Annotated in this window: 12 protein-coding genes; 11 read left to right on the forward strand and 1 reads right to left on the reverse strand. The window is 67.5% G+C overall.

Features of this window, described 5'->3' with window-relative positions:
- The first annotated feature begins 60 nt into the window (after positions 1-60).
- The 4 genes from ACT3UN_RS11515 to ACT3UN_RS11530 all read left to right on the forward strand — a co-directional run bounded on the left by ACT3UN_RS11515 (position 61) and on the right by ACT3UN_RS11530 (position 4,334).
- Positions 61-1,377: an ISL3 family transposase gene (locus ACT3UN_RS11515; RefSeq protein WP_444657130.1), complete on the forward strand. Its 1,317-nt coding sequence runs from the start codon at positions 61-63 to the stop codon at positions 1,375-1,377.
- A gap of 195 nt (positions 1,378-1,572) precedes the next feature.
- Positions 1,573-2,181, forward strand: a complete 609-nt coding sequence (locus ACT3UN_RS11520; protein ID WP_444657131.1) for a DUF4143 domain-containing protein — start codon at positions 1,573-1,575, stop codon at positions 2,179-2,181.
- The gene (locus ACT3UN_RS11525; protein WP_444657132.1) at positions 2,178-3,308 is read left to right on the forward strand and encodes a Swt1 family HEPN domain-containing protein; all 1,131 of its coding nucleotides are present in this window, start codon (positions 2,178-2,180) and stop codon (positions 3,306-3,308) included. Before ACT3UN_RS11520 ends, ACT3UN_RS11525 begins: the two co-directional genes overlap by 4 nt.
- Before the next feature lie 45 nt (positions 3,309-3,353).
- Positions 3,354-4,334, forward strand: coding sequence for a protein NO VEIN domain-containing protein (locus ACT3UN_RS11530; RefSeq protein ID WP_444657133.1), 981 nt, complete (start codon positions 3,354-3,356; stop codon positions 4,332-4,334).
- A 12-nt stretch (positions 4,335-4,346) separates the two neighbouring features.
- Here the strand turns inward: ACT3UN_RS11530 and ACT3UN_RS11535 are convergent, their stop codons facing one another.
- Positions 4,347-9,215 (reverse strand): DEAD/DEAH box helicase, encoded by a 4,869-nt coding sequence (locus ACT3UN_RS11535; RefSeq protein WP_444657134.1) that lies wholly within the window; start codon positions 9,213-9,215, stop codon positions 4,347-4,349.
- A gap of 130 nt (positions 9,216-9,345) precedes the next feature.
- On the opposite strand from ACT3UN_RS11535, the gene ACT3UN_RS11540 reads away from it, so the two are divergent.
- The 7 genes from ACT3UN_RS11540 (at position 9,346) to ACT3UN_RS11570 (ending at position 15,419) form a co-directional block, all read left to right on the forward strand.
- Positions 9,346-10,113 (forward strand): 3'(2'),5'-bisphosphate nucleotidase CysQ, encoded by a 768-nt coding sequence (locus ACT3UN_RS11540; RefSeq protein WP_301442809.1) that lies wholly within the window; start codon positions 9,346-9,348, stop codon positions 10,111-10,113.
- 28 nt (positions 10,114-10,141) lie between these two features.
- A complete protein-coding gene (locus tag ACT3UN_RS11545) occupies positions 10,142-11,377 on the forward strand; it encodes a phospholipase D-like domain-containing protein (protein ID WP_444657135.1) in 1,236 nt (411 codons plus the stop codon).
- A gap of 44 nt (positions 11,378-11,421) precedes the next feature.
- Positions 11,422-12,234, forward strand: coding sequence for a thymidylate synthase (locus tag ACT3UN_RS11550; protein WP_444657136.1), 813 nt, complete (start codon positions 11,422-11,424; stop codon positions 12,232-12,234).
- Between the two features lie 20 nt (positions 12,235-12,254).
- Complete coding sequence (locus ACT3UN_RS11555) at positions 12,255-12,872, forward strand: dihydrofolate reductase (protein WP_444657137.1); 618 nt, start codon at positions 12,255-12,257, stop codon at positions 12,870-12,872.
- A gap of 17 nt (positions 12,873-12,889) precedes the next feature.
- Complete coding sequence (locus ACT3UN_RS11560) at positions 12,890-13,132, forward strand: mycoredoxin (RefSeq protein ID WP_301442813.1); 243 nt, start codon at positions 12,890-12,892, stop codon at positions 13,130-13,132.
- A gap of 257 nt (positions 13,133-13,389) precedes the next feature.
- A complete protein-coding gene (locus tag ACT3UN_RS11565; protein ID WP_301443498.1) occupies positions 13,390-13,758 on the forward strand; it encodes a DUF485 domain-containing protein in 369 nt (122 codons plus the stop codon).
- Positions 13,759-13,787: 29 nt separating this feature from the next.
- Complete coding sequence (locus ACT3UN_RS11570; RefSeq protein WP_301443499.1) at positions 13,788-15,419, forward strand: solute symporter family protein; 1,632 nt, start codon at positions 13,788-13,790, stop codon at positions 15,417-15,419.
- Positions 15,420-15,528 lie beyond the last annotated feature (109 nt).

Here is a 15,528-nt window from a genome sequence, read left to right on the forward strand (position 1 = left end):
CTGTCCACGATTTGCGGGGAAGGCCAAAGCCATCATCTGAACCGAACCAGGACCCTAGAAGTGCACACTACTGGCAACCTCGTCGCTGACACTTTTCACGCCGCACCGGAAGAAATCGGATTGACCATCACCGACGCCGCCGATGCCGGCCCGTTCACCGCCATCGACGCCGCCCCGGTGGCCGTCGACGACCGGTGTCCTGGCTGCAAACATGCAGGTGTGTTGCGAGATCACGTCACCCGACAGCTGGTGGACCTGCCGGTCGTCGGCTTCCCGACGCGACTTCACGTCCGTGTCCCGCGGTTCACCTGCCCCAACGATGCCTGCAGCCGGAGAATCTTCCAAGCTTCACTGGCTTGTGCTGACGACGGGTCGAAACTGACCCGGCGGGTGACTCGCTGGATCCTGCAACGCCTCGCCATCGACCGCATGAGTGTCTCGGCGACAGCGAAGGCCCTAGGTGTCGGGTGGCAGCTGGTCAACAAGATCGCGGTGCAGGCGTGCCGCAACCTTGTCTACGACTCCGGCGATCACCTCGCTGACGTGCGGATACTAGGTGTCGATGAGCACGTGTGGAAACACACCCGCCGGCCGGGCGAGCCCTCCTCGATGGTCACGGTGCTGGTGGATCTGACCCCGCTGGTCGATGGGCGCGGGCCAGCGCGGTTGATCGACATGCGGCCCGGGCGCAGTGCCGAGGTTCTACGAACCTGGCTCAACGAGCGTGACCCTGGTTTCCGCGAGCAAGTAGAAGTCGTCACGATGGACGGCTTCGCCGGCTACGCCACCGCCGTGGACCACGCCTTACCCGCGGCGACGAAGGTGATGGACCCGTTCCATGTGGTGCACCTGGCCGCCGAGAAACTCACTGGGTGTCGGCAGCGCCTCCAACGAGAGACGACCGGTCGGCGTGGACGCAAGGATGACCCGTTGTACAAGCACCGCCGGAGCCTGATGACCAGGACGAACTATCTCACCGACCGGCAGAAACAACGGCTGGACCTGCTGTGCGCCACCGACGATGACTACGTCGCTTTGCAGGTCACCTGGGGTTTCTACCAGGATCTCATCGCCGCGTACGGCCATCCGGACAAGTCACAGGGCAAGAAGTTGATGGCCGGATTGATCGACACGCTGCGTAAAGGACTCCCGAAGGGCTTGGAGGAGTTGGCGCAGTTCGGGCGCACGTTGTGGCGGCGCCGGGCCGATATCCTGGCGTATTTCGACGTCGGAGCGTCGAACGGGCCCGTCGAAGCCGTCAACGGGAGGCTAGAGCACCTGCGCGGCATTGCACTGGGGTTCCGAAATCTGGACCACTACATCTTGAGGTCACTGATCCATTCCGGGCAACTCCGCGACCGGATCAACGCACTGTGAATCGCGAAGAGCCACTTCACCGCTACCGTCCGCTTCAACGACGTCATATCCGGGAATAACCCCCGAATCAGCGAAACCTCGGCCGCCACACTCCCCGACTACACAGCGGCGATCGCGGACAGCGGATTCCCTGGCATCCTCTCGCTTCCGGAGCGCCGGCGGAGCCAGGCCCTGGATAATTATCTTCGCCAGGTCGTGGATCGCGACCTTCCGGGAGCCGGATATACCGCAGGCCGACCGGAAACCCTTCGTCGCTGGCTGGCGGCATACGGCGCAGCGTCGTCGACACCGACGTCCTACTCAAGAATCCTCGACGCGACGACGGGCCGCGACGGCTCCCAACCGAGCAAGGACACCACCGCGCATTACCGCGACCTGCTCTCCCAGATCTGGGTCCTTGATCCGGTTCCTGCCTGGAACCCGGTACGCAACCCATTGAAGGCTGCCCAGCTCGCCCCGAAGCACCAGTTGGTGGATCCAACCCTGGCGCTACGCCTGCAAGGCCTCAGCGCCAGGGATCTAACGCTGCCCCGGGGCTCGCACCTGCTGGGGGTACTCTTCGAGTCCCTGGCGACGTTGAGCACCTGCTGTGGTTCCGCGAACAGTTCCCCGATGACGTCGTCGACCTCGTTGTTCTTTACTCGGGCCAGTACGCCTACTGCCGCCCGGACGGTATCGCCGTCATTCCCCTCGTCCTGTTCAGCAGCTGACGCGACCGAAGTTTCGCGAGCCCCACCAGCAGAGTGCGAACACTGCGAGGCCCCGTTTTTCCAGAACGACGAGATGGCACAATCAATCGCATGACCGAGTCTCCCCGCGCCACAATCTCCCCGACAGTCGTGGTCTCGGAGATCCTTACCACTCTCGCCCATCGCCTCGATCCACTCATCGCCGGGCACCTGCAGGACCGGCTCCGGGGACGGGAGTGGACGAGCCTGCTGACCGAACTCGATCACTCCCGCGGGCGCGCTGCGCGGGCCTACAGGCGCACCGACCTGCAATCCCAGCTCCGCATGCTCACCGAGAGGCTCGGTCGACTCGGCTACCCCTTCGACGACCAGCTCCGTCAGGTCAGTACCGTCGCCAGCGAGCTTCGCATCATTCGCAACCGGTGGGCACACAACGACATCCTCACCGACCTCGACGCGATCCGTACCGCAGACTTCGGCGCACGCTTACTGAATTCCCTCGGTGATGCCGCGGCCGCACACAGCCTCGAGAAGGAACGGACCAGGCTCATCACCGCCTACGTTGCGGCGCACGGCGAGGCGTCGCGAGCATCAGTGTCGCTCCCGGATCTCCCCACCGTGCAGCCTGCCGATCAGCCCATGAAACGGAAGGACGACTACACGGCCCCCAGCGCCGACGACCTGCACCGCACCGACAGCAAGGGTGCTGACCCGACCAACACGCCAACCATCGGCAACGGGCGCTACGAGTTCGAGGGTTGGGAGGTCGTACCCGCCGGTGGCTCCGAGGTCATCGACGATCTCCCCAAGAAGGCCGCCAAGATGCAGGTGCGGGGAGTCGCCGCCGAGATCGCTGAGTTCGAGGGCCCCATCAGTATCGAGCGGCTCATCACACTGACGACCAGGTCATTCGGAATGTCCCGGTGCGGTCCCAAGAAGAAGCAGCAGATCGCCCGCCAACTTCGGCAGATTGGACTCGCCGTCGATGAGGACGACTTCGTCTGGCCGTCCGATATGACCCCCGAAAGCTGGCGGGAGTTCCGCCCGAATGACTCCGTGGCTGACCGCCCCTTCGATGACATCAGCCCGGTCGAGATCGCCAATGCGTGGCGCATCATCGTCGCGCGCACACCGAACGCCTCAGATGGCGAAACCCGGCGCGCTGTCCTGCAGGCATTCGGCCGCAAGCGCATGACCAGCGCGATCACCGCACATCTGGACCGTGCCCAGCAGCACCTCTGATCCGTTTTCACGATCGAGTTACTCATACCATGATATGTTTCGCTCATGAATAACCATACGAACGATGTCGAGGACTCCCAGCCCAAGTCAACCACGAAAATGTCATCCGCACGCCGACCGAGTGTCTGCATGGAAATACGACGAACAGGCCACGACGAGGGGCTTGGAGAAGACCTCTACGCAGACAAGGCAACCGAGGGGGCCAGCTCTCGAGCGTCGTACCACCGGCTCATGAAGCTTCGAACCGGGGACCGGATACTGCACTGGTGGGACAAGGCGCTCGTGGGCGCCTCCACCGTCGATTCAGATCCAGTGACCAGGAAGGGACGCGCCCGCACAACCCTCCGGGACTTCTACTATTTTCATATTCCCATAACTCTCGATGATCTGCGTAGGCAGGGAGATAAACTGCTCGACGTACGAGAGACGACCCGGGCGAACCCCGAGTTTTCTCAGTTCCCGTTTCAGATCAACAATGCAGATTCTGACAACTACTGGGTACACGGTGCATGCACCACGTACTTGGTGGAGTTTCCGCCCGAACTCCTGACCGCGATCTCCGGACTATCCGAACAGGTCGAGGGAGATCCCACGACCGTGGATGATGAACTCGAGGATCAGGCTCCCGAAGGTACTTCACTCTCTCGGGAGTTTGATCCGGCTAGACGCAAAGCCGTCGAAAAGTACGCGGAGAAGCTTGCCATACGCGCCTTCCAGAAGGATGGTTACACTCTCGTAGGTTCTCCCGGGAAACCCTACGACCTCGATTTCGTCAAAGATGGCGATCATCTGCACGTAGAGGTCAAAGGATCGTCGACGTTCGTAAACAGTGTGATCCTCACCAAGAACGAAGTGACACATGCGAGCGAGTTCCCGACTTCCCTATACGTCGTCGATGACATCAATTTGGAGTACACCTCGACGGGATACGAGTGCTCTGTGGGTCGCGAACGGCGGTGGGACACATGGATCCCGGCTAGCAACAGCCTCTCCACTCTGAGCTACGCCTACGAACTCCCTCGATAAGGGCAGCCCACCTCACCGCACCACCAGCCCCTTCGGCGTGAACCGGGCGCCGGCCTCGGTCCACACGCCGGTCGCCACACCCATCACGTCCACACCGTTGACACGCTCCACGGTCACCGGCGACAGCCTGCCCGCCTGCACCGCATCGGACAGGACGGCAACCACGCCGGCCACGTCGCAGGGGTCCAGCGGCGTCGGAGCGTCCGACAGTCCGGGCCGGGTGAACACGATGACCGTGCGACCGCCCCTGGTCAGGTGCGCCAGCAGCCGACCGTCGCGCAGGACGACCAGGGCGCCTGCGCCGCGGGTCGGACGCGGTGCGTCGTCCGGTACGTCCGGCCAGGGCACCGCCGCACCGTAGGGGTTCGCCGGGTCGGACGCCGCGAGCAGCCGTGGGGCGGCCGCCCCGTCGCCGGAGTCGGTGTTCTCCTCTGCCCGGCGCAGTTGGTCGATGACCTCCCGGGAGGCGAACTGTGCCCCGCCCAGTCCGTCGACCACGTAGCCGCGCAGCACGGTGCCGTTGTCCTCCCAAGCGGTGAGCATCCGGTAGGCCGCTGCGAATCCGCCCTCGGTGTGCTCTGCCATCACCGCGCCGCGGGTCACCACGGCGTATCGGTCCAGCCACGCCTCACCGGTGGCGATGGCGCGTTCGGCCGCCGCGCCCTCTGCCACGGGCACCTGGGACCACCGTCCGGGCACCCCTGCGTGCGCGTTCATCGCCGCCCGGCGCGAGCGGACCTCCTGAGACGCGACGGTCTGGGCGAAGGTGCTGCGCCCCATCCTCAGTCGTCGGGTGGTGCCCCGGCCGCGGTTGCGTCGCGGTGCCTTGTGCGCGCCTGAACCGGTCCCCCCGGCTCTACCACCGGCTCCACCACCGGCACGGTCGGTGATCCCGGTGCCGGCCAACCGTGCCCGGATCGGGGCGAAGGAGTCCGGCATGAGTAGGCCGGCGTCGAAGAGTTCCCAGATGGCGGAGTCCACCGCGTCGTGGTCGCTGCTGTCCCCCAGCCCGCGTTCGATCTCCGCGGCGAGGAACGCCCCTCCCCCGCCGACGCGGTCACGCACCAGCGACGCCACCGGCCCCACAGGATCCTCCGAAGCATCTGCAGCTTCATCGGTACCCGTCTCCTCCACGAGCAGGGGTGCCAGGTCGGCGGGCAGCAGCATGATGCGCGGGTCCGTCGCCGAGGTCGCCCCGGCCCCCACCACCAGGATCTCGCCTGCGGCCACCAGGTCGTCCAGGTCGCCGGTGCGGTAGTCGGGGATGCGGGCGGGCAGCACCACGGTCTCCCAGGCGCTGGCGGGCAACGCGACCCCGGCGAGCTGTTCGATGACCCCGGGCAGGTCCTCGCGCTCCCCGACACCCAGGCCGTGCCAGTCGGCGAGCACCGCGGCGTAGGTCTGCACGCTCACCGGTTCCAGTGCCCCACGGGCCTTGGCCAGTGTGGCCGCGCGCAGCCGACGCAGCACGCCGGCGTCCACGTACTCGTTCTCGCCCCTATCCTCATGGGACTCCAGGCGTCTACCGCTGACCCACCGCCGGGCCAACGAGTCGGCGGTGGCCACGCCCAGCCCGAACTCGGCGGCCACCTCGGCGGCGCTGAACGGACCGTGGGTGCGCGCCCAGCGCAGGACGAGCTGGTCGACCGCGTCGTCCACCGTCGCGCTCGCGGCGGCGACGCCGGGCGGCACGGGGATGCCGAGACCGTCGCGCAGCAGGGCGGCGTCCTCCACCACCGCCCACCGTGGCACGCCGCCGACGTTGACCTCGCACACCCGCCGCGGGATCATGTCCCGAACCTGGTCGACCACCGTCTCCACCTCGACGGGGTCCACCCGCCGCCGCACCTCCTCGGGCGCCAACGGGCCCAGGGCGCGCAGCATGTCCACGACCTGCTCTGCGGTGCGGGCACGGCGACCCTCCGCCAGCCACTGCAGCGAGTCGACGACCTCGGCGACCACGTCCGGGTCGAGCACCAGACCCTCACCACGTGCCCCCAGCACCGCGGCGAGCAGTGCGGGGTCCACGGTCAGCGCGGCGGCCCGGTCTGCGGAGTCGCCTTCGTAGAGGAACGCCCCGGTGTAGCTGAACAGCAGGGACTCGGCGAAGGGCGAGGGAGTCTCGGTGGTGATCTCGGCGACGCGCATCGCACGGGTGCCCACCGCGGCGACGACCTTCTCCAGGGCGGGCAGGTCGTAGACGTCGCGCAGGCACTCGCGCATGGTCTCCACCATGATCGGGAACTCCGGGTGCGGGCGGGCGACGTCCAGCAGCTGGGCGGCGCGCTGGCGTTGCTGCCACAACGGCTGCCGTTTGCCCGGGTTTCGCCGAGGCAGCAGGAGGGCGCGTGCGGCGCACTCGCGGAAACGGCCGGCGAACAGGGCGGACGACCCGACCGCGTCGGTGACCTCGGCGACGACCGGCGCGGCGTCCGAACCTGCCACGCCACCTGCCCCGCCGGTGAGCAGCTCGGCGCCCGGAGCGTCCTCGGTGTAGGGCAGGCGCAGGACGATGCCGTCGTCGCCGGCGACGGCCATCGCGTCGATGCCGGAGCGCCGCGACAGCTCCGCCCCGATCGCCAGTGCCCAGGGCGCGTTCACCGAACGGCCCCAGGGGGTGTGGACGACCACGCGCCAGTCGCCGACCTCGTCGTGGAAGCGTTCGATCAGGATCGTGCGTTCATCGGGCACGACCTGGGTGGCCTCGCGTTGGCCGGCGTAGAAGTCGTCGAGGTTGCGCCGGGTGTAGTCGTCGAGGAAGTCCGAGCCGCGCAGGTCTCCGTCTTTCCCCTTGCCCCAACCGCGACGCGCGGCGCCGAGCACCGGGGCGAGATCGGCGGGACGGCCCTCGGCGTCGCCGACCCAGAACGGCAGGCGCCCGGTGTGCCCGGCCGCCGGGGTGACGATGACCTGGTCACGGGTGATCTCGGCGATCCGCCACGACGAGGCCCCCAGGGTGAACACGTCGCCCACCCGCGACTCGTAGACCATCTCCTCGTCGAGCTCGCCGACACGCCGGCCACCGGTGTTCGCGTCTCCGTCGGCCGGGAGGAAGACGCCGAACAGGCCACGGTCGGGGATCGTCCCGCCCGAGGTCACCGCGGTGCGCTGGGCACCGGGGCGTGCCTCGAAGGCCCCGGTGGCCGGGTCGTAGACCACCTTGGGACGCAGCTCGGCGAAGTCGGTGGACGGGTACCGGCCGCTGACCAGTTCCAGCACCCCGTCGAAGGCCTCGCGCGGCAGGGCGGCGTAGGGGTGGGCACGCCGGACGGTGCGGAACCAGTCCTCCACGTCCACTGTGCCGTCGCCCTCCCCTACCTGGGCGGCCGCCTGTGCCGCCACGGCGACGGTCTGCTGCGCCAGCACGTCCAGCGCATTGGCCACCACCCGCAACGGCTCCAGGTCGCCGGCGAGCATCCGGTCCACGATCACGGTCGCCACCTCGGCATCCGCCCGGTGCAGCGGGTAGATCGTGGCGCGTGACACCGCGCCCACGGAGTGCCCGGCGCGCCCGCAGCGTTGCACCGCCGAAGACACGCTCGGCGGCGCCCCGACCTGCACCACATGGTCGACCAGCCCCATGTCGATGCCGAGCTCCAGCGACGAGGTGGCCACCACGCACCGCAGCGAGCCGTCCTTCAGCGCCGCCTCGATGTCGGCACGCTCGTCCTTGGACACCGACCCGTGGTGCGCCCGGGCGATGACCTGCGGGGCGCCGGGCACCGCACCGGACTGCGCCATGAGCTGGGCGGGGTCGCGTCGCGTGGGCGGGGCCAGCGAGTCCGGGTCGTGCTCCAGGGCCCACATCTCGTTGAGCGCGCCGGTGAGCCGCTCGGCGGTACGCCGGGCGTTGACGAACACCAAGGTGGACCGGTTGTCCATGACCTGTTCGTAGATCGCCCGCTGCACGTGCGGCCACACGGACTTCTGCTGCGGCAGCGCGGACTCGCGGTCCACGCCGGACGCCACCCGCGAACCGCTGCCTGCCTCGGTGACCCCACCGACGCCCTCGCCGATCAACGACGGGCCGGCCAGCGCCTCGTCGAACGGCACTGCATCGTCCGTGACGTCCGTGTCATCTCCCGAGCCCTCCCCTGCCGCGGCCGCCACGTCCTCCAGCGCCGGCGGGTCGCGGAAGTCCTCGACCACGCTGCGTACCCGCACGTCCCACAACTTGGTGGTCGGCGGGTTGACCACCGTGACCGGACGGTCCCCGCCGAGGTAGGCGGCGACGGTGTCCACCGGGTTCACCGTGGCCGACAGCCCGATGCGCTGCACGGGGTCCTCGGTGAGCTGCTCGAGCCGCTCCAGGCTCAGTGCCAGGTGTGTACCGCGTTTCGTGCCCGCCACGGCGTGGACCTCGTCGACGATGACGGTGTCCACCCCGCGCAACGTGCCGGCCGCCTTGGAGGTGAGCATGAGGTACAGCGACTCCGGGGTGGTGATCAGCACGTCCGGCGGGGTGCGCAGCATCTTCGCCCGCTCGGCCTGCGGGGTGTCGCCGGACCGCACGCCCACGCGCACCGGGGCGATGTCGGCGCCGGACGCCGCGGCGGTGCGCGCGATACCGGCGAGCGGGACCTGCAGGTTGCGCTCCACGTCCACACCCAGCGCCTTCAGCGGGGAGATGTACAGCACGCGCGTGCCGGCACCGTCCTGCGTCCTGTTCATCAGCCCCTGCGAGGTCAGCCTCGACAGCGCCCACAGGAACGCCGCCAACGTCTTTCCCGAACCCGTCGGGGCGACGACGAGGGCGTTGTCGCCCCGGCTGATCGCGTCCCACGCCTGTGACTGGACCACCGTGGGCTCGCTGAACACCTCACGGAACCAGGCGGCGACCGGGGCGGAGAAACGGTCCAGCGGATCGGGGGCGTCAGTCATGTCCACCAGTCAACCACGCGGCACGGACATGGAATTTCCGGCGCACAAAAGGCCCTGCTCCGGCGTCATCGGCAGACTTCACGACACTTTCCGCTATGACTCCACGTCGCTGCGATTACAATGGGTTCCCATGACGCGCTTCATCGACGACGAGACCCTTGCCGGTCGCCTTGCCCAGGGCACCGGAGAGATCCTCAAAGGGGTCCGCAACGTGGGACTTCTGCGGGGCGGGGATCTGGGTGCCGCCGGTGACGCGATCGCCCAGGACTGGATCGCCCGGTCCCTGGCGCTGCACCGCCCGGACGACGCGGTGCTCTCCGAGGAGGCCACCGACGACCTCTCCCGCCTCGGCAAGGACCGGGTGTGGATCATCGACCCGCTGGACGGCACCCGCGAGTACGCCGGTGTGCGCCAGGACTGGGCGGTGCACATCGCCCTGGCGGTGAAGGGCACCGTCACGGTCTCCGCCGTCGGCATGCCGGACCTGGGTCAGGTGTTCACCTCCGCGGAGTCCCGCGCGGTCTCCGGGGCGCCGACGAACCGCTTCGTGATCTCGCGCAACAGCACGCCGGACGTGGCCCCCTACGTCGCCGAGTCGCTCGGCGCGGAGCTCACGACGATGGGTTCCTGCGGCGCCAAGGCCATCAGCGTCCTGCTCGGCGACAACGACGCCTACATCCACGCCGGAGGCCAGTACGAGTGGGACAACGCCGCCCCCGTCGGCGTGTGCCAGGCCGCCGGCCTGCACTGCAGCCGCCTCGACGGTTCCCCGTTGGTCTACAACAACGAGGACACCTACCTCCCCGACCTACTGATCTGCCGTCCCGACGTGGCCGAGGACATCCTCGCCGCCGCCGCCCGGTTCACCGCGGAGAACGGTTCCTACACAACCGCGTAGCTCCGCGGGCTTCTCTACACTGGGCGGGATGACTTCCGCCCGCACCGCCGCCACCTACGGTGGCCTCGCCTTGAGCGGCGCCGCCGCCCTCGCCGCGGCCGCCGCCCTGCCCGCACTCACCGCCGACCTCGTCCGGCGCCAGGGCCGCAAGCAACGTGAGGCCCCACGTCCGGGCACATTCTCCGCCACCGTCGGCGACTCCGAGATGACCGTCTACACCGACGGACGCAGCCTCTACGACGACATGGTCGACGCCATCGGCGCCGCCGAGGACATCATCGTCATGGAGAACTACATGTGGAAGGCCGACGAGGACGGCCTGGCCTTCATCGAGGCACTCAACGCCGCCGCGGACCGTGGCGTGGACGTCTACGTGATCTACGACGGCCTCGGCAACCTCGTGGTGCCGCGCTCGTTCTACCGCAACTTCTCCGACAAGGTCCACGTCGCCCGCCTGCCCGTGGTCACCCGCAAACTGTGGACCGCCCCGGTACGCACCACCGGGGTGTGCCATTCCAAGATCCTCGTCGTCGACGACCACACCGGCTTCGTCGGCGGCTACAACATCGGCTCCGAGTTCGCCGGGCACTGGCGCGACACCCACGTGCGCCAGGTCGGCCCGAAGACCTGGGGGCTGCGCAACGCGGTCACCCGGGTGTGGAACCAGAAGTGGCCGGACGGCGGGGACATCCCCTGGACCGCCCCGGACAGCTGGGACTCCCGGATCCAGGTCGTGGCGAACCTGCCGGTGCAGCTGGTGTACCCGCTGCGCAACATGTACCTCACCGCCATCGAGCGCGCCCGCGACCACATCTGGATCACCACGCCCTACTTCATCCCGGACCAGCAGATCCTGCAGGCGCTCTACCGGGCGTCCGACCGTGGGGTGGACGTACGCCTGATGGTGCCCAAGGAGTCCAACCACATGGTCGCCGACTGGGTGAGCCGGGGGTTCTACGGCGAGATCCTGGAGCACGGCATCACCCTGCACCTGTACGCCACCACGATGATCCACGCGAAGACCGCCACCATCGACGGCGAGTGGTCCACGGTGGGTACGGCGAACATCGACCGGCTGTCGCTGTCCTTCAACTACGAGACGAACATCGAGGTGACGGACAAGGACTTCGCGGCCACGCTGGAGGAGATCTTCACCGCCGACATCGAGCACTGCGAGACGGTCAACTCCACGTCCTGGCGCGACGAGCACCCGCTGTCCCGTGTCGCCGAGATCGCGCTGATGCCGCTGCGCAAGGTGTTATGACCCGCGTGCTGACGTCGGCGCCACCGGCACCTATTCTTGACACCATGAGTTCCGCCTCCTCCATCTCCACGCCCTACGAGGATCTCCTGGCCGAGATCCTCGCCGACGGCACCGCCAAGGGCGACCGCACCGGCACCGGCACACGCAGCCTGTTCGGCCGCCAGATCCGCTACGACCTGTCGGCGGGGTTCCCGCTGATCACCACGAAGAAGGTCCACCTCAAGTCCGTCGTGGGTGAACTGCTCTGGTTCCTGCGCGGGGACTCCAACGTGTCCTGGTTGCACGAGCACGGGGTGAGCATCTGGGACGAGTGGGCCGACGACAACGGCGACCTGGGCCCCATCTACGGCGTCCAGTGGCGCAGCTGGCCCACCCCGGACGGCGCACACGTCGACCAGATCGCCGCGGCGTTGGAGACGCTGAAGCGGAACCCGGACTCGCGGCGCAACATCGTCTCGGCGTGGAACGTCTCCGAGCTCGACGACATGGCTCTGCCGCCGTGCCACCTGATGTTCCAGCTCTACGTGGCCGACGGGAAGCTGTCCTGCCAGCTCTACCAGCGCAGCGCGGACATGTTCCTGGGCGTGCCGTTCAACATCGCCAGCTACTCCATCCTGACCCACATGTTCGCCCAGCAGGCGGGCCTGGAGGTCGGCGAGTTCGTGTGGACCGGTGGCGACTGCCACATCTACGACAACCACGTGGAGCAGGTGGAACGCCAGCTCAGCCGGGAGGCGCGCCCCTACCCCACGCTGTCGCTGACGAAGGCGGACGACATGTTCAGCTACACCTTCGACGACATTTCCGTGGACGGTTACGACCCGCACCCGGGCATCAAGGCCCCGGTGGCGGTGTGAGGAAGGACGAGACAGTCACCATGAGCGATACCGCACTAACCAGGGACGCACTGCGCGCCGCTGGGCTGCCGGACGACGTCGAGGTGGCGATGATCTGGGCGCAGACCACCGACAACATCATCGGCGACGGCACCGACATGCCCTGGTACCTGCCGGAGGACCTGGAACACTTCAAGAACTCCACCGTGGGCGCACCCGTGGTGATGGGCCGGATCTCGTGGGAGGCCCTGGACCCGCGCTTCCGTCCCCTCCCCGGACGCGACAACGTGGTGATCACCCGCAACACCTCGTACGACGCCCCGGGCGGGACGGTGTGCGCGACGATCCCGGAGGCCGTCGCCGCCGCCTACCGCGTCGCCGGGGCGGACGCGTCCACAGTGCCCACGGTGTGGATCCTCGGTGGCGGGGAGATCTACCGCCAGTGCCTGCCGGTCGCCGACCGGGTGGTGGTCACCGAGATCGCCTGCGGGGCGCCGGAGCGCTTCACCGTCGCCGCCCCCGACATGCGTGCGACGCTGGAGGACGGCTCCTTCGCCGTCGCCGACGGCCCCTGGCTGGAGTCGGCGAAGGGAACCGCCCTGACCGGCGAGGACCCGTTGCGTTACCGCATCTGCGAATACACGAACACGAACCGCTAACGATCAAGGAGTAACCCATGTCCGTCACCCTGTACACCACCACCTGGTGCCCCTTCTGCAAGCAGCTCACCGCTGACCTGGACGCCACCGACACCCCGTACGAGCGTATCGACGTCGAGGAGCACCCGGACGCCGGCGAGTGGGTCAAGTCCGTCAACGACGGCAACCGTGTGGTGCCCACCGTGAAGTACTCCGACGGCACGCACGCCACCAACCCGCCTGCGGACGACGTCCGGGCGAAGCTCGCCGAGCTCGGTTAGCGGAACCGCACACCCATAAGCACATATTTTCGGAAACACTTACGGAGGGCCTGCCGCACATCTGCGACGTACCCCTCCCGACCCCCACCCCCGTTTGTCTCCTGCTTAGGCGCATGTCAGGACGACGAACGGGGGTGCACTGCGTTCATCGCCCCCGCCCAGTCACATTTGGCCTTGAAATGGCTTCGTCGGGTTCTGTAACTTGACACCCATCCACAGCGCGGCTGTGACCATTATCACTGACAGAAAGGGAGCCGATGTCGACACCCGACCTCCGGCACACACCGACCCCCGAGGAGTTCGTCGAGGCGCAGAAGAGCCCCGAGTTCCAGGAGCTCCGCAAAAAGCAGCGTGGCTTCGCCTTCCCCGTGACGATCTGCGCGCTGCTCTGGTTCGCAGCGTACGTCCTGCTCGCCATGTTTGCCCCCGACCTCTTCGCCGGCAAGGTCTGGGGCAACATCAACGTCGGAATCATCCTGGGCCTGCTCCAGTTCGTGACCACCTTCGCCATCACCTACGCCTACGTGAAGTTCGCCGACCGTGAGCTCGAGCCGCGTACCGCAGCACTGCGTGACCGCCTCGAGCGCACCGGTGACTTCGCCGAGACCGGCAACGCCCCGGCGTAAGCCCCGCTGACACGGAACTGAGAGAAAACATGCAGACACATCTCCTCGCCCAGTCGGACACGGGCAATCCCATCCTCAACATCGCCATCTTCGTCGGCTTCATCGTGATCACGATGTACATCGTGACCCGGGCCAGCAAGTCCCAGCAGAAGGACTCCGCCAAGGACTTCTACACCGGTGGCGCCAGCTTCTCCGGTACGCAGAACGGTCTCGCCATCGCCGGCGACTACCTCTCCGCGGCATCCTTCCTCGGCATCGTCGGTGCCATCGCATTGCAGGGTTACGACGGATTCCTCTACTCGATCGGCTTCTTCGTCGCCTGGGTCGTCGCGATGCTGCTGGTCGCCGAGCCGCTGCGTAACACCGGTAAGTTCACCATGGCCGACGTACTGTCCTTCCGCCTGAAGCAGCGTCCGGTCCGACTGGCCGCCTCCTTCGCGACGCTGTTCGTGTCGCTGTTCTACCTGATCGCGCAGATGGCCGGCGCCGGCTCGCTGGTCTCCGTGCTGCTCGACATCCACGAGAAGCCCGCCCAGGCCGCCGTGGTCGCCGTGGTCGGTGCCGTGATGATCGCCTACGTGCTCATCGGCGGCATGAAGGGCACCACCTACGTGCAGATGATCAAGGCAGTGCTGCTGTGCACCGGTGTGGTCGTCATGGCCGTGATCATCATGGTCATGGTCAAGGGCAACTTCTCCGAGTTGCTGCAGATGGCCATCGACAACCACGCCGAGGCCGGCACCGAGAACCCCGAAGGTATCCTCGAGCCCGGACTGAAGTACGGCGGTTCCCTGATGGGCCAGCTCGACTTCATCTCCCTGGCCATGGCGCTGTGCCTCGGTGTCGCCGGCCTGCCCCACGTTCTGATGCGCTTCTACACGGTGCCCACCGCCCGTGAGGCCCGCAAGTCCGTGACCTGGGCCATCGTCCTGATCGGTGGCTTCTACCTGCTGACCCTGATCCTGGGCTACGCCGCCGCCGCCTACGTCGGAGTCGACCGGATCCAGAACGCCCCGGGTGGCGCGAACGCCGCAGCCCCGCTGCTGGCACTCGAGCTCGGCGGATCGATCTTCATGGCACTGATATCCGCGGTCGCCTTCGCCACCGTGCTCGCCGTGGTCGCCGGCCTCGCCATCACAGCCTCCGCCTCCGTCGCCCACGACTTCTACGACGCGGTGCTGCGTGGCGGCAAGTCCAGCGAAGCCGAGCAGGTCCGCGTCTCCAAGATCACCGTGGTCGTCATCGGCATCGCCTCGATCATCCTCGGCATCCTGGCGATGGACCAGAACGTGGCCTTCCTGGTCTCCCTGGCCTTCTGCATCGCCGCCTCCGCCAACCTGCCGACCATCCTGTACTCCCTGTACTGGAAGCGCTTCAACACCACCGGCGCAGTCTCCTCGATCTACGTGGGACTCATCTCCTCCCTGGTCGTGCTGTTCTTCTCCAACTCCGTCTCGGGTACCGAGACCGCAATGTTCGCCAACTCCGACTGGTCGCTCATCGACCTGACCAACCCGGCGATCATCTCCATCCCGCTCGGCTTCCTGGCCGGCATCGTCGGTACCTACCTCGGCAAGCCGGACCACAAGGAAGAGCTGCAGGCCGAGATGGAGGTCCGCTCCCTCACCGGCGTCGGCGTCGAGGCCGTGGTCGAGCACTAAGGCCCCACCTCCCAGCGACTCCACCGCATCCACCACACCTCGCACCACCGCTTCACACACCACACACCACCTCGACCGCCGCCTCCTCCCCACACACCACACGGGGAGG

This window comes from Corynebacterium sp. AOP12-C2-36, from assembly GCF_052379185.1.
Lineage (GTDB): Bacteria > Actinomycetota > Actinomycetes > Mycobacteriales > Mycobacteriaceae > Corynebacterium.

What these genes read in the sequence shown, in the direction of transcription:
- ACT3UN_RS11525 (WP_444657132.1), top strand. Translation starts at nt 2,178, where the DNA reads ATGACCGAGTCTCCCCGCGCCACAATCTCCCCGACAGTCGTGGTCTCG.
- ACT3UN_RS11530 (WP_444657133.1), top strand. Translation starts at nt 3,354, where the DNA reads ATGAATAACCATACGAACGATGTCGAGGACTCCCAGCCCAAGTCAACC.
- ACT3UN_RS11535 (WP_444657134.1), bottom strand. Translation starts at nt 9,215, where the DNA reads ATGACTGACGCCCCCGATCCGCTGGACCGTTTCTCCGCCCCGGTCGCC.
- ACT3UN_RS11540 (WP_301442809.1), top strand. Translation starts at nt 9,346, where the DNA reads ATGACGCGCTTCATCGACGACGAGACCCTTGCCGGTCGCCTTGCCCAG.
- ACT3UN_RS11545 (WP_444657135.1), top strand. Translation starts at nt 10,142, where the DNA reads ATGACTTCCGCCCGCACCGCCGCCACCTACGGTGGCCTCGCCTTGAGC.
- ACT3UN_RS11550 (WP_444657136.1), top strand. Translation starts at nt 11,422, where the DNA reads ATGAGTTCCGCCTCCTCCATCTCCACGCCCTACGAGGATCTCCTGGCC.
- ACT3UN_RS11555 (WP_444657137.1), top strand. Translation starts at nt 12,255, where the DNA reads ATGAGCGATACCGCACTAACCAGGGACGCACTGCGCGCCGCTGGGCTG.
- ACT3UN_RS11560 (WP_301442813.1), top strand. Translation starts at nt 12,890, where the DNA reads ATGTCCGTCACCCTGTACACCACCACCTGGTGCCCCTTCTGCAAGCAG.
- ACT3UN_RS11565 (WP_301443498.1), top strand. Translation starts at nt 13,390, where the DNA reads ATGTCGACACCCGACCTCCGGCACACACCGACCCCCGAGGAGTTCGTC.
- ACT3UN_RS11570 (WP_301443499.1), top strand. Translation starts at nt 13,788, where the DNA reads ATGCAGACACATCTCCTCGCCCAGTCGGACACGGGCAATCCCATCCTC.